The organism is Puniceibacterium antarcticum (genome assembly GCF_002760615.1).
Classification (GTDB): domain Bacteria; phylum Pseudomonadota; class Alphaproteobacteria; order Rhodobacterales; family Rhodobacteraceae; genus Puniceibacterium; species Puniceibacterium antarcticum.
The window spans coordinates 55,574-75,951 of the sequence record NZ_AWWI01000182.1 but is presented as its reverse complement, the minus strand read 5'-3'; the positions used below and the strand labels follow the sequence as shown (position 1 = coordinate 75,951).

Annotated in this window: 22 protein-coding genes and 1 pseudogene; 13 read left to right on the top strand and 10 right to left on the bottom strand. The window is 61.1% G+C overall.

What is annotated here, in order from left to right:
- Positions 1 to 45: 45 nt before the first annotated feature.
- Positions 46 to 450 (bottom strand): pentapeptide repeat-containing protein, encoded by a 405-nt coding sequence (locus tag P775_RS26040; RefSeq protein WP_180287595.1) that lies wholly within the window; start codon positions 448 to 450, stop codon positions 46 to 48.
- Complete coding sequence (locus P775_RS26035; protein ID WP_099913713.1) at positions 447 to 1,142, bottom strand: hypothetical protein; 696 nt, start codon at positions 1,140 to 1,142, stop codon at positions 447 to 449. Before P775_RS26035 ends, P775_RS26040 begins: the two co-directional genes overlap by 4 nt.
- Positions 1,143 to 1,395: 253 nt before the next feature.
- Between P775_RS26035 and yajC the strand changes: the two genes are divergently transcribed.
- From yajC to P775_RS25985, 10 genes are all read left to right on the top strand, one after another.
- Positions 1,396 to 1,686 carry a preprotein translocase subunit YajC gene (gene yajC, locus P775_RS26030; protein ID WP_099913712.1) on the top strand — a complete coding sequence of 97 codons (291 nt, stop codon included), beginning with the start codon at positions 1,396 to 1,398 and terminating at the stop codon, positions 1,684 to 1,686.
- A 44-nt stretch (positions 1,687 to 1,730) separates the two neighbouring features.
- Positions 1,731 to 3,392, top strand: a complete 1,662-nt coding sequence (secD, locus tag P775_RS26025) for a protein translocase subunit SecD (protein WP_099913711.1) — start codon at positions 1,731 to 1,733, stop codon at positions 3,390 to 3,392.
- A gap of 12 nt (positions 3,393 to 3,404) precedes the next feature.
- Complete coding sequence (gene secF / locus P775_RS26020; protein WP_099913710.1) at positions 3,405 to 4,373, top strand: protein translocase subunit SecF; 969 nt, start codon at positions 3,405 to 3,407, stop codon at positions 4,371 to 4,373.
- Complete coding sequence (locus tag P775_RS26015; protein WP_099913709.1) at positions 4,366 to 5,118, top strand: sulfite exporter TauE/SafE family protein; 753 nt, start codon at positions 4,366 to 4,368, stop codon at positions 5,116 to 5,118. The genes secF and P775_RS26015 overlap by 8 nt, the downstream gene beginning before the upstream one ends.
- A gap of 12 nt (positions 5,119 to 5,130) precedes the next feature.
- On the top strand, positions 5,131 to 5,484 hold the full coding sequence (locus tag P775_RS26010; protein ID WP_099913708.1) for an Mth938-like domain-containing protein: 354 nt from the start codon (positions 5,131 to 5,133) through the stop codon (positions 5,482 to 5,484).
- A gap of 127 nt (positions 5,485 to 5,611) precedes the next feature.
- Positions 5,612 to 6,226, top strand: a complete 615-nt coding sequence (gene ccmA, locus P775_RS26005) for a heme ABC exporter ATP-binding protein CcmA (RefSeq protein ID WP_099913707.1) — start codon at positions 5,612 to 5,614, stop codon at positions 6,224 to 6,226.
- Complete coding sequence (gene ccmB / locus P775_RS26000) at positions 6,223 to 6,879, top strand: heme exporter protein CcmB (protein WP_099913706.1); 657 nt, start codon at positions 6,223 to 6,225, stop codon at positions 6,877 to 6,879. The genes ccmA and ccmB overlap by 4 nt, the downstream gene beginning before the upstream one ends.
- Before the next feature lie 85 nt (positions 6,880 to 6,964).
- Positions 6,965 to 7,693, top strand: coding sequence for a heme ABC transporter permease (locus P775_RS25995; RefSeq protein WP_099913705.1), 729 nt, complete (start codon positions 6,965 to 6,967; stop codon positions 7,691 to 7,693).
- Positions 7,690 to 7,848: a heme exporter protein CcmD gene (gene ccmD / locus P775_RS25990; RefSeq protein WP_099913704.1), complete on the top strand. Its 159-nt coding sequence runs from the start codon at positions 7,690 to 7,692 to the stop codon at positions 7,846 to 7,848. The genes P775_RS25995 and ccmD overlap by 4 nt, the downstream gene beginning before the upstream one ends.
- Positions 7,841 to 8,380, top strand: coding sequence for a DsbE family thiol:disulfide interchange protein (locus tag P775_RS25985; protein WP_099913703.1), 540 nt, complete (start codon positions 7,841 to 7,843; stop codon positions 8,378 to 8,380). The genes ccmD and P775_RS25985 overlap by 8 nt, the downstream gene beginning before the upstream one ends.
- A 102-nt stretch (positions 8,381 to 8,482) precedes the next feature.
- Here P775_RS25985 and P775_RS29530 read toward each other — a convergent pair whose 3' ends face one another.
- Both P775_RS29530 and acnA read right to left on the bottom strand, forming a co-directional pair.
- Positions 8,483 to 8,614: a hypothetical protein gene (locus P775_RS29530; RefSeq protein WP_281256133.1), complete on the bottom strand. Its 132-nt coding sequence runs from the start codon at positions 8,612 to 8,614 to the stop codon at positions 8,483 to 8,485.
- 192 nt (positions 8,615 to 8,806) lie between these two features.
- Positions 8,807 to 11,578, bottom strand: a complete 2,772-nt coding sequence (acnA, locus tag P775_RS25980; RefSeq protein WP_099913702.1) for an aconitate hydratase AcnA — start codon at positions 11,576 to 11,578, stop codon at positions 8,807 to 8,809.
- A gap of 21 nt (positions 11,579 to 11,599) precedes the next feature.
- Here acnA and P775_RS25975 point away from each other — a divergent pair, with 21 nt between their 5' ends.
- Positions 11,600 to 12,544: a DUF1223 domain-containing protein gene (locus P775_RS25975; RefSeq protein ID WP_342749692.1), complete on the top strand. Its 945-nt coding sequence runs from the start codon at positions 11,600 to 11,602 to the stop codon at positions 12,542 to 12,544.
- Here P775_RS25975 and P775_RS25970 read toward each other — a convergent pair.
- The 4 genes from P775_RS25970 to purB all read right to left on the bottom strand — a co-directional run bounded on the left by P775_RS25970 (position 12,508) and on the right by purB (position 16,433).
- Entirely contained in the window at positions 12,508 to 13,434 is a 927-nt protein-coding gene (locus P775_RS25970) for a lysophospholipid acyltransferase family protein (protein ID WP_245875870.1), read from the bottom strand. The genes P775_RS25975 and P775_RS25970 overlap by 37 nt on opposite strands.
- A 69-nt stretch (positions 13,435 to 13,503) precedes the next feature.
- Positions 13,504 to 14,562 carry a flagellar motor switch protein FliG gene (locus tag P775_RS25965; RefSeq protein ID WP_099913700.1) on the bottom strand — a complete coding sequence of 353 codons (1,059 nt, stop codon included), beginning with the start codon at positions 14,560 to 14,562 and terminating at the stop codon, positions 13,504 to 13,506.
- A gap of 237 nt (positions 14,563 to 14,799) precedes the next feature.
- The gene (locus P775_RS25960) at positions 14,800 to 14,955 is read right to left on the bottom strand and encodes an adenylosuccinate lyase (protein WP_099913699.1); all 156 of its coding nucleotides are present in this window, start codon (positions 14,953 to 14,955) and stop codon (positions 14,800 to 14,802) included.
- A gap of 170 nt (positions 14,956 to 15,125) precedes the next feature.
- Positions 15,126 to 16,433, bottom strand: coding sequence for an adenylosuccinate lyase (gene purB, locus P775_RS25955; RefSeq protein ID WP_099913698.1), 1,308 nt, complete (start codon positions 16,431 to 16,433; stop codon positions 15,126 to 15,128).
- 88 nt (positions 16,434 to 16,521) lie between these two features.
- Here purB and P775_RS25950 point away from each other — a divergent pair, with 88 nt between their 5' ends.
- Complete coding sequence (locus P775_RS25950) at positions 16,522 to 17,019, top strand: DUF6314 family protein (RefSeq protein WP_245875869.1); 498 nt, start codon at positions 16,522 to 16,524, stop codon at positions 17,017 to 17,019.
- Between the two features lie 79 nt (positions 17,020 to 17,098).
- Complete coding sequence (locus P775_RS25945; protein ID WP_099913697.1) at positions 17,099 to 17,704, top strand: biotin transporter BioY; 606 nt, start codon at positions 17,099 to 17,101, stop codon at positions 17,702 to 17,704.
- Positions 17,705 to 17,891: 187 nt separating this feature from the next.
- On the opposite strand, the gene P775_RS25940 is transcribed toward P775_RS25945, so the two are convergent.
- Together P775_RS25940 and P775_RS25935 are read right to left on the bottom strand one after the other, a co-directional pair.
- Positions 17,892 to 19,103, bottom strand: coding sequence for a bifunctional alpha/beta hydrolase/OsmC family protein (locus P775_RS25940; protein WP_099913696.1), 1,212 nt, complete (start codon positions 19,101 to 19,103; stop codon positions 17,892 to 17,894).
- A 236-nt stretch (positions 19,104 to 19,339) separates the two neighbouring features.
- Positions 19,340 to 20,358 (bottom strand): annotated as a pseudogene (locus tag P775_RS25935) (dihydropteroate synthase).
- Between the last annotated feature and the right edge of the window lie 20 nt (positions 20,359 to 20,378).

The window sequence follows — 20,378 nt, the reverse complement described above, 5'->3', positions numbered from 1 at the left end:
TCCTAAGCTATTGGCTGGCTGTCTTAAAAAAGCTTTGCCACGACGCTAGAGGTTCCAGATGTGACAAGATGCAAACTGCGCGGGCAGGCGCGTTTCGCCATCGCCAATGGCACTACGCAGCGCGTCGATATCCAGATTTTCCACCTCAGAGAGGTCAGCGCCGTTCAGCACTGCGCCTTTCAAAATCACGCCCTGCATGTTTGACCCGTTCAACCTTGCAAATTGCAGGTCAGCGTTTGTAAAGTTTGCGCCCCCCAAATCCGCTTTTCTGAGATCGGCATGAGACAGTTGCGTCTCTATCAATGTGGCCAGCCGCAAATCGGCTTCACGCAAATCGACACCTTCCGCGTTGGCATAGCTGAGGTCTGCACCGCGCAAAGATGCTCTCGCGAGATTTGCAGCCGCGAAGTTGAGTTCAAAGCCGCCGTATATTTTCTCAGCAACTGTCAAGTTTGCGCCCTCCACTTCAGAATTACGTCCAGTGCAGCTTGCACATCTACACCCAAATCCTTCACATCCTCTGTACCGGTTCGGTCATGTGGTGGCTGTCTGTACTTTAGATAGGCGTTCAGCGTCCTTAGCACCATAACACGATCCACAATTGAATCGACCATAATCCTGTCCAAAAGATGAATGGCACCCATTCTGACAGCGGTGTCTTCATGGCCGAGTTGTTCTATCGCCTTGCTCAGCCGCTCAGTGATAAGCCCTTCTTCGGCGGCGATTGTTTGACGTCTTGAAAACAGAAGTTTCAGCAGGCTGAAGGGCAGGGCGGTCACCGCCCCCAGCACCCCGGTCAGCGCTGTGATCTGCACCAGCTTGAACCGCCAGTTCCAGACTTCCTCGGTCTGGCCTTGCACCGGTACCGCATGGATGAGGATGTCAAAGATCAGCCCGAACAGCCCGGCGGTCAGGGTCAGAAACAGCAGCCCCCACAGCGTCACTAGCATCAGGACCAGACCGGGGTTCAGTGCGCTGAGGCCCAGCCGTTCCTGCAGCGGCCCAAGCGGATTGATCGCCGTGCGCCCCATCTGCCAGAGCGCCAGAAACACCACCCCCATCAGCAGCGTCACCCCCAACAGGGTGGCCAGACCCCAAAAGGTGTCGGACGGCAGCGGCAGGATCAAAAGGGTCTGGTTCATATCCGTGCCAGCATGACGCCGGGCACGACCTCTGCCAAGGGGGATCGCACCGCCTGTGCCAGCGGCGACGCCCCCCCCTGACAATCCGCCGCAACCCGGCCCCCTGCGGCTGCCATATCAAATCCATACGCAATCCATACGGGTTCCATACGCGCTCTGGCAGCCCTAACCCGGCTTGCAAAGACCGCCGGCACGTCATAGGTAACGGCCAATTCGAGCGGGGGTGCCCCGCGTTACGCCATAAGGAGCCCCCATGGATACCAGTGCCATCGCGCAATTCGTCCCGCTGATCCTGATCTTTGCGATCATGTATTTCCTGCTCATCCGTCCGCAGCAGAAAAAGCTCAAGGATCACCAGAAGATGGTTGCCGCCCTGCGCCGTGGGGATCAGATCGTGACGCAAGGCGGGCTGATCGGCAAGGTCGTGAAAGTCAAGGAAAACAACGAAGTAGAGGTCGAACTGGCCGAAGGCGTCAAGGTGCGTGTGGTGCAGTCCACCATCGCTCAGGTCCTGTCCAAGACTGAGCCCGCCGCGAACAGCTAAGCTGACGCCGCCCCCCGTTTTCCCGTATCCAAGTAGGCCCAGCCATGTTGCAGATTGATCTATGGAAGCGCGTCGTCATTTGGGGACTCGTCGCCCTGGGCATTTTCTATGCCCTGCCGAACGCCTTTTATTCCCGTGTCGAGATGCACAATGATGCGGTGAAAACCATTGAAAAACAGGGCTCTACACCCGAGCTTGAGGCGCAGGCCGCTCTGTGGCCCTCCTTTCTGCCTTCTGGTCTGGTGAACCTTGGGCTTGACCTGCGGGGCGGCGCGCATCTGCTGGCTGAGGTCAAGGTGGCGGATGTCTATGCCGCCCGGCTCGAAGCGCTCTGGCCCGATGTCCGCGATGCCCTGCGCCCCGAGCGGGACACAGTGGGCACTGTGCGCCTGCAGCCGTCCAACCCCATGGAATTGCGGGTAAAAATCTCCAACCCCGAGGGAATGGCCCGCGCGATGGAGGTTGCGCGCGGTCTGGCGCAGCCAGTGGTTTCCCTGACCGGTGCGGGGTCAAGCGACCTTGTGGTGACCGGCGCGGGGGATGAAATGACCATCACCCTGTCCGAGGCGGAACAGCAGGCCACGGACGAACGCACAGTACGCCAAAGCCTTGAAATCATTCGCAGACGGATCGACGCTGTCGGCACACGCGAACCCACGATCCAGCGTCAGGGCAGCGACCGCATCCTGATCCAGGTGCCCGGTATCGGTTCGACGGCCGAACTCAAGGCGATCATTGGCACCACCGCCCAGCTGACCTTTCAGCCGGTTGTTGGACGCGGCTCTGACGCGAGCGCGTCTGCAGGTGTCGGAAACGAAGTTCTGCCCGCCGCCGATCAGGAAGGCGTCTATTATACATTGGAACAGGCCCCCGTAGTGACCGGTGAAGAGCTGACCGATGCGCAGCCGACCTTTGATCAGAACGGACGGCCTGCGGTGAACTTCCGCTTCAATCCCGCAGGCGCGCGCAAATTCGGCGATTATACGGCCAACAATATCGGATCCCCCTTTGCCATCGTTCTGGACGGAGAGGTGATTTCTGCCCCGGTGATCCAGAGCCATATCCCGGGCGGGTCCGGGATCATCACGGGCAATTTCACGGTCGAGGAATCGACCAATCTGGCCGTGCTGCTGCGCGCCGGTGCCCTGCCTGCGGCGCTGAATTTCCTTGAAGAACGTACCATCGGGCCGGAACTGGGGCAGGACAGTATTGATGCGGGCAAGATCGCTTCGATCGTTGCCGGTGGTGCCGTGCTGTTGTTCATGCTGCTGACCTATGGTTTGTTCGGGGTGTTTGCGAATATCGCGCTGGTGATCAACATCGCCATGCTGTTCGGCGTGCTGAGCATGATCGGTGCCACGCTGACCCTGCCGGGGATCGCGGGGATCGTGCTGACCGTCGGGATGGCGGTGGATGCCAACGTGCTGATCTTTGAACGGATCCGCGAGGAACTGCGCACGGCCAGAGGTCCGGCGCGGGCGATCGAGCTGGGCTATGAAAAGGCACAGAGTGCGATTGTCGACGCCAACCTGACCACGATCATCACGGCAATCATTCTGTTTGTCATGGGGTCCGGTCCGGTGCGCGGCTTTGCCATCACCCTGGGGCTGGGTATCGTCACCTCGGTCTTTACCGCGATCTTTGTGACGCGGATCATGATTGCGATGTGGTTCCACCGCACGCGTCCCAAAACCATCGAAGTCTGAGAGGTTCATCCAATGCGCATGCGACTGGTGCCCGACTATACAAACTGGGACTTCTTTGGCCGATCCAAGCTGTGGCTCGGGATTTCGGGCGTGATGATGGTGATCGCGCTGATCTCGTTCTTTGTGCAGGGTCTGAATTACGGCATCGATTTTCGGGGCGGCACGACGATCCGCACGGTCAGTGCACAGCCGGTGGATGTGGGGGCGTATCGTGACGCGCTGCAGCCGCTGAACCTGGGCGATGTGAGCATCACCGAAGTGTTCGATCCCAACTTTGCCGAAGATCACAACGTGTCGATGATCCGCATTCAGGCACAGGATGAAGAAGAGGCGATCACCGCTGACGCGACCGAGCAGGTGCGCCAGGCGCTGGCGACGGTTGCGCCGGATATCACCTTTGCCTCGGTCGAATCGGTGGGGCCGAAGGTGTCGGGTGAGCTGATCCAGACGGCGGTGATTGCCGTTGTCCTCGCCATCGGGGCGGTGCTGATCTATATCTGGCTGCGGTTCGAGTGGCAGTTTGCGGCGGGTGCCGTGCTGGCGCTGGTGCATGACGTGGTGCTGACCATCGGCGTGTTTTCCGAGGTGCAGATCAAGTTCGATCTGGCCATCATCGCGGCGCTGCTGACCATCGTTGGCTATTCGCTGAACGATACCGTGGTCGTTTTCGACCGGGTGCGCGAAAATCTGGTCAAGTACAAGAAGATGGAACTGAAAGAGGTTCTTAACATCTCGATCAACGAGACGCTGAGCCGGACGATCATGACTTCGCTTACCACGATGCTGGCGCTGATTGCGATGTTCGTGCTGGGCGGCGATGTGATCCGGGGCTTTGTGTTCGCGATGATGTGGGGCATCTTTGTCGGCACCTATTCGTCGATCTTTGTCGCCTCGGCCCTGCTGCTGCGCTTTGGGGTCAAGCGGGACTGGACCCGGCCGGATGCCAATTCCGGCAACCAATACGCCAATATTGATGCCTGATCTGCTGGCCCAGACCCTGGCGATGCCGGGGCTCTGGGCGCTGATCGGTGTGGTGTTCGTCGCCGGCGTTGTCTATGGCTTTGCCGGGTTCGGATCGGCGCTGGTTTATATGCCACTGGCGGCGTCCCTGATGCCGATGAAGGTCGCCGTGGCGGCCTTTGCCATTTCTGCGCTGTCGTCGTTTTTCACCGTGGTGCCGCGCGCCTGGGGGCAGGTGAACCGCCGTGCCGTGGGCGTGATGGTGGTCTGTGCGACGCTGTCTGCCTCGCTGGGGCTGTGGGTGCTGCGGGTGGCGGATCTGACACTGCTGCGCTGGGGTGTGGTGTCGGTCACGGCACTGACCCTGCTGGCGCTGGTGGCCGGGTGGCGCTATGCCACCGCGCCGACGCTGGCAGGACGGTCCGCCATCGGGTTGGCAACCGGATTTGTCGGGGGCGCCACGGGGCTGCTGGGGCCGGTGATGGTGTTGTTTCAGCTGGCCGGGCAGGAGCCTGTGGCAACGTCACGGGCGACGACTCTGGTTTTTCTGACGGTCACGAGCCTGTTGCTGCTGCCGCTTATGGCGTTTCAGGGGCTGCTTACTCTGCCTGCAGTTGCTCTGGGGCTGGTTTTGCTGCTACCTTATGGCGCGGGAACGCATCTGGGGGCTTATTTGTTCCGTCCCGGACTTGAAAAGTTTTATCGAACCGTGGCCTATGTCATCATCTTGTTGGCCGTCCTGCTGGGGCTGCCGGTGTGGGACTAGGAGTTTGACACCATGCGCATGAATGAAGTCGTCTATACTGACGCTCTGCCGATCGAGGGCTATGGCCCCGGTTTCTTTCGAATTGACAGCAAACCGGTGCATGGGGCCCTCTGCGTGTCGCTGCATGGGGTGCAGCCCTGGGGGGGGCTGGAGGATCAGGACACCCTGATGAAGCTGGCCAGTGAGGTTGATGTGCTGTTTGTCGGCACCGGTGCCGAGATTGCGCATCTGCCGCGTACGCTGCGCGAGCGGCTTGAGGCGGCGGGGCTGGGGGTTGAGGTGATGAATTCGCCCTCGGCCTGCCGGACCTACAACGTGCTGCTGTCCGAGGGACGGCGCGTGGCCCTGGCGGTGCTGCCGGTCTGAGTTTCGCGCCTTTGGCCAGTGCCGGAGCGAGGGGCCAGCCCCTCGCACTCCCCGGGATATTTAGGGGCAGATGAAGACAGGCGCTTTCACGCTTTTGTCGCGGGCGCGGCTGGGCTAGGTCTGGGCCATGGTTTTACGGGTTTCCAATCTTGAGATTTCGCGCGGCGGTCGGGCCGTGCTGGAGGGGGTCAGCTTTGCGCTGGCGCCGGGGGCCGCGCTGATCCTGCGCGGGCCGAACGGTGTGGGCAAGACGACGCTGCTGCGCACGGTGGCGGGGTTGCAGGAAGCCGAGGCGGGCGAGATCACCGGGGCTGGTGAGTCCATGGCCTATGCCGGGCATTCCGACGGGTTGAAATCCATGCTGACGGTGGCCGAGAATCTGCAGTTCTGGGCGGCGGTGTTCGGTCGGTCGGAGATTGAGGCGGCTTTGGCGGCCTTTGATCTGCGCGAGCTGGCGGGACGGCTGGCGGGGTCGCTGTCGGCGGGACAAAAGCGGCGGCTGGGTCTGGCGCGGCTGATGGTGACCGGGCGGGCGATCTGGGTGCTGGACGAGCCGACCGTGTCGCTGGACGCCGCGTCGGTCGGGTTGTTTGCGGCGGCGGTGCGCGGGCATCTGGCGCAGGGGGGATCTGCGCTGATGGCGACGCATATTGATCTGGGGCTGGAGGAGGCGGCGGTGCTGGACCTGTCCGCCTTTCGTGCGCGGCCCCGCGCGGCGCAGGGTGACGAGGCGTTTTTATGATGGCGCTGCTGGCACGGGATCTGAAGCTCGCGGTGCGGGCCGGGGGTGGTTTCGGCCTTGGCCTTGCGTTTTTCCTGATCGTGACGGTGCTGGTGCCCTTTGGGGTCGGGCCGGAGACGGCACTGCTCACACGGATCGCGCCGGGGGTGTTGTGGATCGGGGCGCTGCTGGCCTGTTTGTTGTCGCTGGACCGCATCCTTGCGCTGGACTGGGAAGACGGCACGCTGGATTTGCTGGCCACCGCGCCGCTGCCCATGGAGGGGATCGTGAGCGTCAAGGCGCTGGCCCATTGGATCACCACCGGATTGCCGCTGGTGCTGGCCGCCCCCGTGCTGGGGGTGTTGCTGAACCTTGCGCCGGGCGGATACCTCTGGGTGCTGGTGTCGCTGGCGGTGGGCACGCCGGCGCTGTCGGTGATCGGCACCTTTGGCGCGGCGCTGACCATTGGCCTCAAGCGCGGCGGGCTGTTGTTGTCGCTGCTGGTGCTGCCGCTTTATGTGCCGACGCTGATCTTTGGCGCTGAGGTGGCGCGGCGCGGGGCGGAGGGGCTGGAGGTGGCGACGCCGCTGCTGTTGCTGGGCGGAATCAGCTTTGGCGCGATGGCGCTGTTGCCCTTTGCCTCGGCCGCGGTGCTGCGGATCAATTTACGCTAGCGCATATGTGCGCATCTTACCCCTTGCCATTCCGGGCAGGGCGGTTTGATTTGTCAGGGACGAAATGGGGAGATACGTCAGGTTCATGTCGCTTTGGGAATATGCAAATCCGGTCAAGTTCATCCGCACGACGGATGTGGTGCTGCCGTGGGTGTCGGTGCTGGCGGTGCTGTGCCTTGTTGTTGGGCTGATCTGGGGGTTCTTTTTCACGCCCGAGGATTATCGGCAGGGATCGACGGTCAAGATCATCTATCTGCACGTGCCTGCGGCGCTGATGGCGATCAATGCCTGGATGATGATGCTGGTCGCGTCACTGATCTGGATCATCCGCCGCCATCACGTGAGCGCGCTGGCCGCGCGGGCGGCGGCGCCTGTGGGGGCGGTGATGACTTTGATCGCGCTGGCAACCGGGGCGCTTTGGGGGCAGCCGATGTGGGGGACCTGGTGGGCCTGGGACCCCAGGCTGACGTCGTTCCTGATCCTGTTTCTGTTTTATCTGGGCTATATGGCGCTGTGGTCGGCGATCGAGGATGACGATACGGCGGCGGATCTGACGTCGATCCTGTGCCTTGTCGGGTCGGTTTTTGCTGTGCTGAGCCGCTATGCGGTGAATTTCTGGAATCAGGGGCTGCATCAGGGGGCGTCGCTGAGTCTCGACAAGGAAGAGAATGTGGCGGACGTGTTTTATTTCCCGCTGCTGGTCTGTATTGCGGGTTTTGTGCTGTTGTTCATCGCGCTGGTGTTTTTGCGCACGCAGACGGAGATTCGCGCGCGGCGCACGCGGGCACTGATCGCGAGGGAGCAGCAGGGATGATGCCGGATCTGGGAAAATATGCGGGCGCGGTGCTGTCGTCTTATGCGGTGGCGCTGGGTCTGATCGTTGTGCTTGTGGCCCTGAGTATCTGGCGCGCGCGGCGTGTAAAGGCGGCGCTGGATCTGGTCGAGAAACGGAACAAAAGACATGGCTAAAATCTCACCTCTCATGATTGCGCCGCCGCTGATCTTTGCGGGCTTTGCGGCGCTGGCCTATGTGGGCATGTTCCGCGATGACCCTCAGGGGTTGCCGTCGACGCGGGTTGGCCAGCCGGCCCCGGCGATCACGCAGGACGTGCTGGGCGATTATCCCGCGTTTGCGCCGGAGATGCTGAAGACCGGTGAGGTGACGCTGGTGAACTTTTGGGCGAGCTGGTGCCCGCCGTGCCGTGCCGAGCATCCGAGGCTGCTGCAGATGCAGGCCGAGGGGGTGCCGATTGTGGGCGTGAATTTCAAGGATCAGGCGCGGGATGCGCTCTCCTATCTGGCGGATGAGACCAGCCCGTTCGAGGCTGTTGCCTTTGATCCCAAGGGGCGCACGGCGATTGAGTGGGGGGTGACGGCCCCGCCCGAGACATTCATCGTGAGTGGTGAGGGAGAGGTGCTGTTCCGCTTTGCCGGGCCGCTGGTGGGCAGCGATTATGAACAGCGGTTCCTGCCCGCGCTGGAAGCGGCGCAGGCAGACTGAGCACGCGCCGCTGATGTCTGGGGGTGTCAGCGGGTGTTCTGGCGGTGTCAGCGGGTGTTGTGCCGTGCGTGGCCTAGCCCCCTTGGGACTCCTTGCAAAACTTCAGAGTTCGCACTGCACCTTGGTCGTCTGCGCGGCGCAGGTTGCCGGAGTGTGCGACGAGGCGTAGGCGCCTGCGACGGTCAGCAGCGCCAGAATAGACGCCTGCAGAATTGTTGTGAGCTTGAATTTCATGATCGTGCCTCTGTTCCCCCTCCTCTAATCGGGAGGCGTTAACAGATACTTAACGTCGCAAAGCCGAAACTGTTTCTTCACACTTTGGTTATTGGCGGAACTTTGCACAGGTCGCGCCGAGGGCCCGGATAGAAAAACCGCCGGAGGCTGGAGCCCCCGGCGGTTCTGTTTTTCCGACATCTGAACCGGAGTTCAGGAGGCGGCGAGGTTGCGCAGCACGTAGTGCAGAACGCCGCCGTGTTCGATGTATTCAATCTCGATCGCGGTATCGATCCGGCACTTGATCATGATTTCCTTGACCGAACCGTCGGCCATGGTGATCGAGCAGGGAACTTCCTGCTGCGGTTTGATCGTGTCGAGACCGCTGATCGAAACGGTTTCCTCACCGGTCAGGCCCAGCGTCTTGCGCGTGTCGCCATTGGTGAATTCGAACGGGATGACGCCCATGCCAACGAGGTTGGAGCGGTGGATACGCTCGAACGATTCAGCGATGACCGCCTTGACGCCCAGCAGGGCCGTGCCCTTGGCCGCCCAGTCGCGGCTGGAGCCGGCGCCGTACTGTTCACCACCGAAGATCACCAGCGGAGTGCCGGTTTCCTCATAGGCCATGGCGGCATCAAAGATCGCCATCTGATCGCCGTTCGGGCCCTTGGTGTAGCCGCCTTCGACACCATCGAGCATCTCGTTCTTGATGCGGATGTTGGCGAAGGTGCCGCGCATCATCACCTCGTGGTTGCCGCGACGCGACCCGTACGAGTTGAATTCGCGCGCCGGCACCTGACGTTCTACCAGATACTTGCCTGCGGGTGTCGTATCCTTGAACGAACCAGCGGGCGAGATGTGGTCGGTGGTGATCATGTCGCCGAGAACTGCCAGAACGCGGGCATTTTCAAGGTTGGTGATCACGCCCGGCTCTTTGGACATGTTCTGGAAGTAGGGCGGGTTCTGAACGTAGGTGGAGGACACCGGCCAGTCATATGTCTGGGCATCGGTGGTTTCGACCGCCTGCCATTTTTCGTCGCCCTTGAAGACGTCGGCATATTTTTCCTGGAAGGATTTGCGCGTCACGGTCCGTTCGACCAGATCAGCGATTTCCTTGCTTGTCGGCCAGATGTCCTTGAGGAAGACGTCGTTGCCGTCCTTGTCCTTGCCGAGGCTGTCCTTGGTGATGTCGACATTCATGTCGCCCACGAGGGAATAGGCCACAACCAGCGGCGGGGAGGCGAGGTAGTTGGCGCGCACATCGGGGCTGATACGGCCTTCGAAGTTGCGGTTGCCCGACAGGATCGAGGTGCCGATCAGGTCGTTGTCGGTGATGCACTTGGAAATTTCCGGCGCGAGGGGGCCGGAGTTGCCGATGCAGGTGGTGCAGCCGTAGCCGACGAGGTTGAAGCCGATGGCATCCAGATCTTCCTGAAGTTCAGCCGCTTCGAGATAGGCAGAGACGACCTGCGAACCGGGGGCGAGCGATGTCTTGACCCAGGGTTTGCGGGTCAGACCCAGCGCACGTGCCTTGCGGGCAACGAGGCCTGCGCCGATCATCACATAGGGGTTCGAAGTGTTGGTGCAGGAGGTGATCGAGGCGATCACGATCGAGCCGTCATGCAGCTGGTAGTTGCTGTCGTCGGTCGACACATAGCCGCGCTTGTGGTTGCCTTCGTCACCCGGGATTTCGGTCGGTTCGGGCTGGCCGCCTTCGCCTTCCCAACGGACTTCTTCCTTGGGGGTGGCATCGGTGCCGCCGCGCAGGCCGTTGACATATTTGCCAAAGGCGGATGCGGCAGAGGTGAGCGCGATGTAGTCCTGCGGACGCTTCGGGCCCGAGATCGCGGGAACGATGGTGCCCATGTCGAGTTCGAGCGTGTCGGTGTAGACAGGATCGTAGGAAGCGTCACGCCAGAAGCCATTTTCCTTGGCATAGGCTTCGACCAGCGCGATGCGGTCGGTTTCGCGGCCCGTCATCTCCATATAACGCAGGGTTTCCTGGTCGATGGGGAAGAAGCCACAGGTCGCGCCGTATTCGGGCGCCATGTTGGCGATGGTCGCACGGTCGGCCAGCGGCAGGTGATCCAAGCCTTCGCCGTAGAATTCGACGAACTTGCTGACAACGCCCTTGGCGCGCAGCATCTCGACCACCTTGAGCACGAGGTCGGTACCGGTGGTGCCTTCCATCATGCGGCCGGTTAGCTTGAAGCCGACAACCTCGGGGATGAGCATGGAAATCGGTTGACCCAGCATCGCGGCCTCAGCCTCGATCCCGCCAACGCCCCAGCCAAGAACGGCGGCGCCGTTGACCATGGTGGTGTGGGAGTCGGTGCCGACCAGCGTGTCGGGATAGGCGACTTCGTCACCGTTCTGGTCCACATCGGTCCAGACAGTCTGAGCGAGGTATTCGAGGTTCACCTGGTGGCAGATGCCAGTGCCCGGCGGCACGACGCGGAAGTTGTTGAACGCCTTCTGACCCCATTTGAGGAAGACGTAACGTTCCATGTTCCGCTCGTATTCACGGTCCACGTTCATCTGGAAGGCGCGCGGGTTGCCGAATTCGTCGATCATCACCGAGTGGTCGATGACGAGGTCAACGGGGTTCAGCGGGTTGATCTTTTGCGGATCGCCGCCAAGCGCCTTGATCCCGTCGCGCATGGCTGCAAGGTCGACAACGGCGGGAACGCCGGTGAAATCCTGCATCAGCACGCGGGCGGGGCGATAGGCGATCTCGCGGTTTGACTTGCCGTTGTTCTTGGCCCAGTCGGCAAAGGCCTTGATGTCGTCAATCGTGACGGTCTTGCCGTCCTCGAAGCGCAGCATATTCTCAAGCACAACCTTGAGTGCGACGGGAAGTTTCGAGAAATCACCCAGACCGGCGGCTTCGGCGGCTGGGATCGAATAATAGCTAAATGACGTGCCGTTGACGCTGAGCGTCTTGCGCGTCTTGGCGGTGTCCTGTCCGACGGAAATGGGCATGGGGTCTCCCTTGAGGTATCAATGGACTTCGACTGGGTCTGCTATGCTATTTGCCTCATGCCCGGCGCCCGATCAAGGGGGGTGCGACAATTTTTGTATACCATTGCACACAATTACCCGATAAGCGCAGATCATCCAAGGGCCGCCGGTTGGTTGGGAAATGGCAAAAATGCGGGTGAAAGATGGCGGGGCTATCGCAAAACCTTGATTGGTTATTTCAATCCCATAGCGTTAACGCTGCTCTCAGGAAAAGTAACAATCGGAACCACAATGCGCCATTTTCTAAGCAGCTTCACAGGGGCATTGATGCTGTTTGCCGCTCCGGTCTTTGCCCAGCAAAGCCCCGTTGTGGTCGAACTCTATACCTCACAAGGCTGCTCTTCCTGCCCGACCGCGGATGCGCTGCTGGCCAGTCTAGAAGACCGCGACGATGTCATTCCGCTGGCGCTGCACGTTGACTACTGGGATTATATCGGCTGGGCCGATAAATTCGCCAAACCGGCCTTCACAGCCCGACAGCAGGGATATGCGGTCGCATTGGAAAACCGCTCGGTCTATACGCCTCAGATGATCGTGAACGGCAAACACGATGTGGTGGGCAATCGATCAAAAGACGTGGCTGCCCTGATCAACGCGCATAAGGGCGCGGAAACCTTTGTCACACTTCAGATTTCACGCGATGGTGGAAGGCTGAGCATCCGGGCAAATAGCCTGCGCGAGGTCGGCCCGACGGATATCGAGCTGGTGCGCTACCTGCCGCAGGCATCGGTCATGATAGAGCGCGGCGAAAATGCCGGACGCACACTGCCTTATTCCCATATCGTCAAAAGTTGGGAAGTGATCGGGCAATGGGACGGGCAGGGCAGCTTTGAAACCTCCACCCCAATCAGCGGCACGGATCCGGTTGTCGTTCTAGTGCAGGGCGCGAATTATGGCCCGGTCTTCGCCGCAGCCCGCTTGCGCTGACGGCGCGGCTTCCAGCGGCGGTGAATCCAGAACCATTGTTCAGGGTGATCGCGTATATGCGATTCCAGCCGTGCCGTGGCGGCGCGCATCATTTCGACAGGATCGCCGTGTGGTATGGGAGCCTCGAACACTGCTTCAAAGCTTTCTCCATCGGGTTGGCGGATGCCAAAAAACGGCACCATCAATGCCCCGGTCCGTAGGGCGATATCGGCGGCTGAGGTTAGCGTGGGCGCGGGTTGTCCCATAAAGTCAATCACCGTGCCTGCACTGTCATAGACATCGAAGAGCAGCACGCCCATGCCTCCATCCTTGATGTGGCGGAGCAACCCCATGGTGCCACGTCGGCCCTGTTCGAACACCGGGCCAGACAGCCGGTGCATGTTGCGGGCGTAATGATCATTGAAAAACGGGTTGGACATTGGCCGGTAGAGGCCGCCAATTTTGTAGCCTTGCGCAACAAGGGCCGCGCGGGGCGCTTCGAAGTTACCGAAATGCCCGGTGACGAACAGAACAGGGCGGCCTTCGGCGCGGGCCTCTTTGATCGCCTTTAGTCCATCCCCTGTCACCTTTGCCGTGCGCATCCGGTCGCGCAGACCGTTCACTTCGTAATTCTCGATCATTGTACGTCCGGCGTTGTCGGCCACACCGTCAGCGATCAGGGCTTTTTCCGCGTCAGACATGTCGGGCCAGACATGGGTTAGATTTTCGATGGCGCGTGCTCGGTATCCCGCCAGAGGTGCAACAATGCGTGACACGAACCGTCCCATCAGCAACAGCCGCAGCCGCAGGGGAACCCTGAGCATCAGCCAGATCACGGCGCGTAACACCCGATCCGTGATCCAGTCGGACCAGTCGCCGCTGATCTGCTCTTCTATCGGGGCCTTGCTCAATCGACGCTCCTGCAACAATCAAGTCTAGAATTATGCCGGTGCGTCGCGGATCACAACCCTGTGGCGGGATCAGTCATTCGCCTCTACGTCTTCTGGATTGAGCAGCTCGATCTCACCTGATGCGATCAGGTCGCGGATCGCGGCAACGACGGCGTTCATCGCATCCTCGGCGACGCGCGCCTTGACCTTGCCGCGCTCTGCCGCCTCGTCTCGCATCGTCTGGGCCATGCGCTTGGACATGTTGTTGAGCAGGAATTCGCAGGCGTTGTTTTCCTCTGTTGTACTGGCTCCAGCAATTGCGGTGACCATGACCGTGGCATCCACGTCGCGGGTGACCTTTGGCACGTCGATCGCGTTGAGACGAAGGGGAATGTTTGCAAAAGTAAAGATCGCCTTGCGCACGGCTTCGGCAAATTCGCTGTCGGTTTCGTCCAAGCCCTCAAGCACATCATCGCGGATTTCAGAGGCAGAATAGTTCAGGATTGCCCCCACGCGATCCACCGGGCCAGAGGCAAAGGCGCGGGGTGGTTCTGCGTCCAGCTGGCTGGCGAGGCTGAGCCCGATGCGGTCCACCGCTTCTGGCGTAACGCCGCCTGTCATCGACATCGCATAGGTGATGCGCCGCGCCTTGGCGCCGGGCAGGCGACCCAACAGCGCTGCCGCTTTCGACACGTCAATCTTGGACAGCATGACGGCGGCAATCTCTGTGCTTTCCGAGAGGACGACTCGCTGTAACCAATCCACGTCCTGCGCCCCGATACGCACCCAAGGATCCCCTGCCTGACGCACGCCGGCCTCCTTGCGCAGACGGGCGGAGGTCCGGGCGCTGATCTTGCCATCCAGGGCAGACAGGGCACCGGCGATGTTTCCCGGAAAGGATATGCCAACTGATTCGAGTTCGTCAGCGAACTCCTGAACCACTTCGGCCATAATGTCCCGGTGCACGTAGCGCATGGAACCCAGTTGCTGCGTCAGTTGCTCCTGAAGCGGTTCGGGAAGTGCAGAAAGCGGCACATCGGCGCCTTCGTTCAGGATGAACTGGACGATGATCGCGGCCTTTGCCTTGCGGGTCAGCGGCTGCGTCCTACCGGGGGAGGGTAAAGAGGCGAAGGGGGTAAGGCTGCTCATGAAACGCTCCGTTGGATCTTGACCAAAGAGCTAGCGCATCGCAGTTAATTTAGGCTGGAGTTATTCCATAAAAACCAGCGTATTTTTCGATTGGGTCCCGCCCTTCTCAGAGCCTGTGTTTACCGCTCGCGAATGATCGGAATGGTTCGCCGCCTGCCAACCCTTGTTGCCGAAGGCTTCATACGGAAAAAAGGCGGCCAGCACGACCGCCTTCTGACATTGGGATATGCCGCAGGTTCAGCCGCTTACGACCTTACAGCTGTTGGATGCACCGTCATAGACCATGCCGTCCGTACAGGTCATTGCCTGTTTCGAATGACCCATGCAGGACGCACCGGCAAGGGTTGGTGCAATGACGAGAAGTGTTGCCGTCAGAAGTGCCTTGATTTTCATAGAGTACCTCCGCTTGATGAAGGAAAATCATAACACGGAATTGCGGTTTCCTTCGGCGGGAAGGCTTCACGAATGCGTGAGATTATCAGGTGGCTGAACTCTGTGCTGAAAGCGAAGGCAGGTAATTGTAAGAGGTGGACGGAGCCTGTGCGCTCCGCCCGCTTGTTGTCTCAGTCCTTGCCGAACACGCGGGCAAAGATCGTGTCGACGTGTTTTGTGTGATAGCCAAGGTCGAACTTTTCCTCGATCTGCGCGGGGCTCAGCGCGGCGGTGACTTCGGGATCGGCCAGCAGCTCGGTCTTGAAATCTGCGCCCTTTTCCCAGACCTTCATGGCGTTGCGCTGCACCATCTTGTAGCTGTCTTCGCGGCTTACCCCGACCTGAGTGAGGGCGAGCAGGACGCGCTGGGACATGACCAGACCTTTGAACTTGTTCATGTTCGCGAGCATGGTTTCGGGATAGATCACCAGCTTTTCGATCACACCGGCCAGACGGTTCAGCGCGAAGTCGAGCGTGATGGTGGTGTCCGGGCCGATCGTGCGTTCCACTGAGGAATGCGAGATGTCGCGTTCGTGCCAGAGCGCCACGTTTTCCATGGCAGGGATCACCGACATGCGCACAAGACGGGCCAGACCGGTGAGGTTTTCGGTCAGCACGGGGTTGCGTTTGTGCGGCATGGCCGACGAACCCTTTTGACCGGCCGAGAAGAATTCTTCGGCTTCCAGAACTTCGGTGCGCTGCATGTGGCGGATTTCGGTGGCGATGTTTTCGATGCTGGAGGCGATCACGCCGAGGGTTGCAAAGAACATCGCGTGACGGTCACGGGGAATGACCTGCGTGCTGATCGGCTCGGGGCGCAGGCCAAGCTGTTCGCAGACATGTTCCTCGACCTCGGGGTCGATATTGGCGAAGGTGCCGACAGCGCCGGAAATGGCGCCGGTGGCGATTTCCCATTTGGCCTTTTCCAGACGGTTCTTGTTGCGGTCCATCTCGGCATAAAAGCGGGCAAAGGTGAGGCCCATGGTGGTCGGCTCGGCGTGGATGCCGTGGGAGCGACCGATGCGGACGGTGTCCTTGTGTTCGTAAGCGCGGGTTTTCAGCGCGGCGAGCACACGGTCAACCCCGGCAAGCAGGATGTCGGTGGCGCGCACAAGCTGCACGTTGAACGTGGTGTCGAGCACATCCGATGAGGTCATGCCCTGATGCACGAAACGCGCTTCGGTCGAGCCGATGTGTTCGGCAAGGTGGGTGAGAAAGGCGATGACGTCATGTTTGGTGACGGCTTCGATCTCGTCGATGCGGGCCACGTCGAATTCCACGTCCTTGGCCTTCCACACGGCATCGGCGCTTTCCTGCGGGATCACGCCAAGCTTGGCCTGGGCGTCGCAGGCATGGGCTTCGATCTCGTACCAGATGCGGAACTTGGTGGCGGGTTCCCAGATGGCAACCATTTCGGGGCGGGAATAGCGGGGGATCATCGGTGGCGATCCTTTCTCGGGGTTGTGAGGATGTCGAGAGGGGTCATAGACTGCACCTGCCGCAGCGACAAGGCTTGCGATGGAGTGCATGATACGGGACGAGGCGGCGATGGAACATGATGTATCAGGACCTCCCCAAAAGAGCGATGCTGCTCTGAGGCGCCCGGAGAGTTTGCAGGACTTTGCCGGTGTCTGGCGCCTTGAGCGGCGGATTGAGGACCAGCGCGCCGGGCAGGTGGCCCATGCCACAGGGCAGGCGATGCTGAGCGCTGAGGGGGCCGGGCTGATCTATGAGGAAACGGTGCTGCTGCATCTGCCGGGGCAGGCGCCGCTGGAGGGGCGGCGGCGGTATCTTTGGCGCGCGGCGGCGCGGGGGATTGCGGTGCTGTTCGACGACGGGCGCGATTTTCATGTGATCCCGCTGGGGAACGGCGCGCCCGAGGCGGCGCATTGGTGTGATCCGGATCAATATGATGTGCGCTATGATTTCTCGGCCTGGCCGCAGTGGAGCAGCGTCTGGGATGTGTGCGGGCCGCGCAAGGATTACCGTATGGAGACCGGGTATGAACGTCTGCCCGAAGCTTAAGACCGCTTAGCCCTTGCAGCATTTGGGGCCTTCGGGCAGAATTGTCACCAGCAGAATTTCAAAAAAAGGGGACAGGCAGATGAACCTGACACTGAACCGTAACGTACTGGTCGACATGTTCGGCGCAACCGAAGGGCTGGGCCTGCGGGTCAAGCAGGCCGCTCTGGTCGTGGTGGGGATCGCCGTTCTGGCGCTGGCCGCCAAGATCAAGGTGCCGGTGCCCGGATCGCCGGTGATGATGAGCATGGGCACCTTTGCCGTGCTGAGCGTCGGTGCGGCCTTTGGCGCGCGGCTGGGGCTCGTGACCATGCTGGGCTGGATGCTGGTGGGGATGCTGGGATTTGACGTGTTCCAGAGCTCGACCGCTGATCTGAACGGTCTTGAGTACATGATGGGCGGCACTGGCGGCTATCTGGTGGGCTATGTTCTGGCGACTGTGGCGCTGGGTGTGCTGGCACGGGCCGGCTGGGACCGCACGGCGCCCAAGATGGCCGGTGCGATGCTGCTGGGCAATGTGCTGATCTATGTGCCCGGCCTGATCTGGCTCGGCATGCTTTATGGCTGGGACAAGCCGATCCTGCAGTGGGGTCTGACGCCGTTCCTGCTGGGCGATGCAGTGAAACTGGCGCTGGCGGCGATGATCCTGCCGGCGATCTGGAAAATGGTCGGCCGCGCGCGCGGCTGATTTTGGTACCACAGCGCTTCGGGCTGCGGGCCTGATCCGATTGTGAGGCGCAGAGCGATGCTCTGCGCCTCACTTGTTTCTGGTGCCTGTGGAGGGGTGAGCCAGAGTTTCGGCGTTGCGCTGGTGGGAGCGCCGGATGTGCGTATTTGGAAAGAGAAGAAGCGGGCAGACGGGAGTTTTGCCCCTGTCAGACCAGTTCGGTTACGACACGTGCGCTGGTTTCCAGGGTGCGGTGCACCGGGCAGTGATCGGCGATTTCCAGCAGGCGCTGGCGTTGTGTCGCGTCAAGTGGCCCGTCAAGCGTGATACGACGACGGAACAAGTCGATTCTGGTGTCGGTGCAGGGGGCCGCGTCCTGCGCGTGTACCTTGTCATGGCAGACTTCGACCCGGACATTTGCGAGCGGCCAGCCCTTGCGTCGGGCATACATGCGGATGGTCATCGAGGTGCATGCCCCGAGCCCTGCGGCCACGAATCCATAAGGGGACATGCCGCGATTGGTGCCGCCATAGGCCATCGGTTCATCCGCCAGCGTATGATGGAAGGGGCCGGATTGCACATCCTGAAGAAAGCCATCCGGATCTGCCTCCGAGATTCGTATTACGCCTTCGGGCGCGCCGATCGGCGGGGCTGGCGGCGTCAGTTGCAGGTAGCGCCCGGCCCAGGCGGCGATCACGGTGGCGGCGTATTCCGCATCCCCTGGGCGGCTGATCAGATGGTCAGCATCGTCCAGAGTGACAAAGCTCTTGGGATGTTTGGCGGCCTCGAAGATCCGGGAGGCGTTGGAGATGTCTACTCTTGCGTCGCGTGGGGCGTGCAGCACCAACAGCGCCTTTTTCAGATGTGCGAGGATGGGTTCAAGCTGAGCCGCCGCGACATCGCGCACAAAGGCGTCGGTTATGGTGAAGCTGCGACCGCCCAGATTGACCAGCGCGCTGCCGTCGGTGCGGATGGTGTCCAGGGAATCTGCAAAATTGTGGGTGACATGGCCGGGATCAAAGGGCGCACCGAGGGTCACTACGGCCTTGGCCGATGTGATGTCGGGTGCGGCGCGCAGGATCGCAGCCCCCCCCAACGAATGGCCGATCAGCAGGGTCGGAGCAATGCCACGCCGCGACAGATAGTCCGCAGCGGCCAGCAGATCCCCGACATTTGAGGTGAACGTGGTGTTGCCGAATTCGCCCTGAGAATGGCCAAGTCCGGTAAAATCAAAGCGCAAAACCGCGATCCCCATCGCTGCCAGCCGCTCAGAGATGCGGCGGGCTGCAGGGATGTCCTTGGAGCAGGTGAAGCAATGGGCGAAGAGTGCCGTTGCCAGATGCGGCCCGGCCGGAAGGTCGAGCCGCGCCGCCAGCAGATCACCCGAGTGACCCGGAAATGTAATTTGTTCGGTCGGCATGATGTGTCCTTGCGGAAGCTGTGCGGAGCAGCGTTCGACGATTGTTCTGTTACACCGGAACCTGTGCGTTCTGGGGGGCGACTGCAAGGAATGTGTCGTTGATGTCACCTGAAGGTGAGGCGCCCGGCGCGAAGGAAGAGCGCTTCGGGCACATCTAAAGGGCGGCGTATGATCCTGCCAGTTTGGTGCCCGCCAAGGCCAGATGTCCCTCATTTCCGCCTCAGGGGGGGGCGACTCTAGCCCCGGCGACGGCGTCCGCCTGCACCCACATCTGCGGCGGTGGGGGTGCGGTTGAAGGTGATCCATTGTGCGCCGGAGGGGTCATTGTTGGTGAGGAAGTTGGTGGCGCGGATTGCCTCCATTTCCTTGCCAGGGCGTAATATGGTGCTGCCGATGCCAAACGTCTGGCAGAAGGTTTCGTCATCCATATCGGGCGGCAGCAGGACACCGGCCGCTTCGACCGTTCTGCGCTTTTGCGCGATCTTGGACGCACCGATGGGCAGCCCGACCGGGTTCATGATGGCCGAAGCCATTCGCGCCCGATGGCCAGGGGCATTAAGGCGTTGTTGATGTCATGCCGGTCGGGCAGGCCGAAGCTGATGTTGGACGCGCCGCAGGTGGTGTTGACCCCCAGTTCCTCGCGCAGGCGGCGCACAAAGGTGAAGACCTGGAGGCCGGCGATGCCCATGGCGCCCATCGGCATGACCAGAGGGTCGACCACGATGTCATGTGCGGATATGCCGAAATCGGCGGCACGTTCGACGATCTTTTTGGCCACGGCAAAGCGGACATCGGGGTTTTCGGAAATGCCGGTGTCGTCATTGGAGATCGCGACGACCGGGACGTTGAATTTCTTGACCAGCGGCAGGACCAGTTTCAGACGCTATTCCTCGCCGGTGACGGAGTTCAGCAGCGGGCGGCCTTCGCAGGCCTCGAGCCCGGCGAGCAGGGCGCCTGGGACCGAGCTGTCGATGCAGAGCGGCACATCGACGACGGCCTGCACCCGGCGGATCAGTTCGGGCATCAGCATCGGTTCGACAAAGTTGTTGTCGGCGTAGCGTGGGTCTTCGGCCATCTTGTTCGAGAAGACGGCGCCCGAGTTCACATTGAGCATGGTCGCGCCACAGGCAACCTGCGCAATGGCATCGGCCTCGACGCGGCTGAAGTCGTCCTGTTCCAGTTCGGTGGCAAGGATCTTGCGGCGAGTGGAGTTGATACGCTCGCCGATCACACAGAACGGCTGATCAAAGCAGATGATGGCGGTCTTGGTCTTGA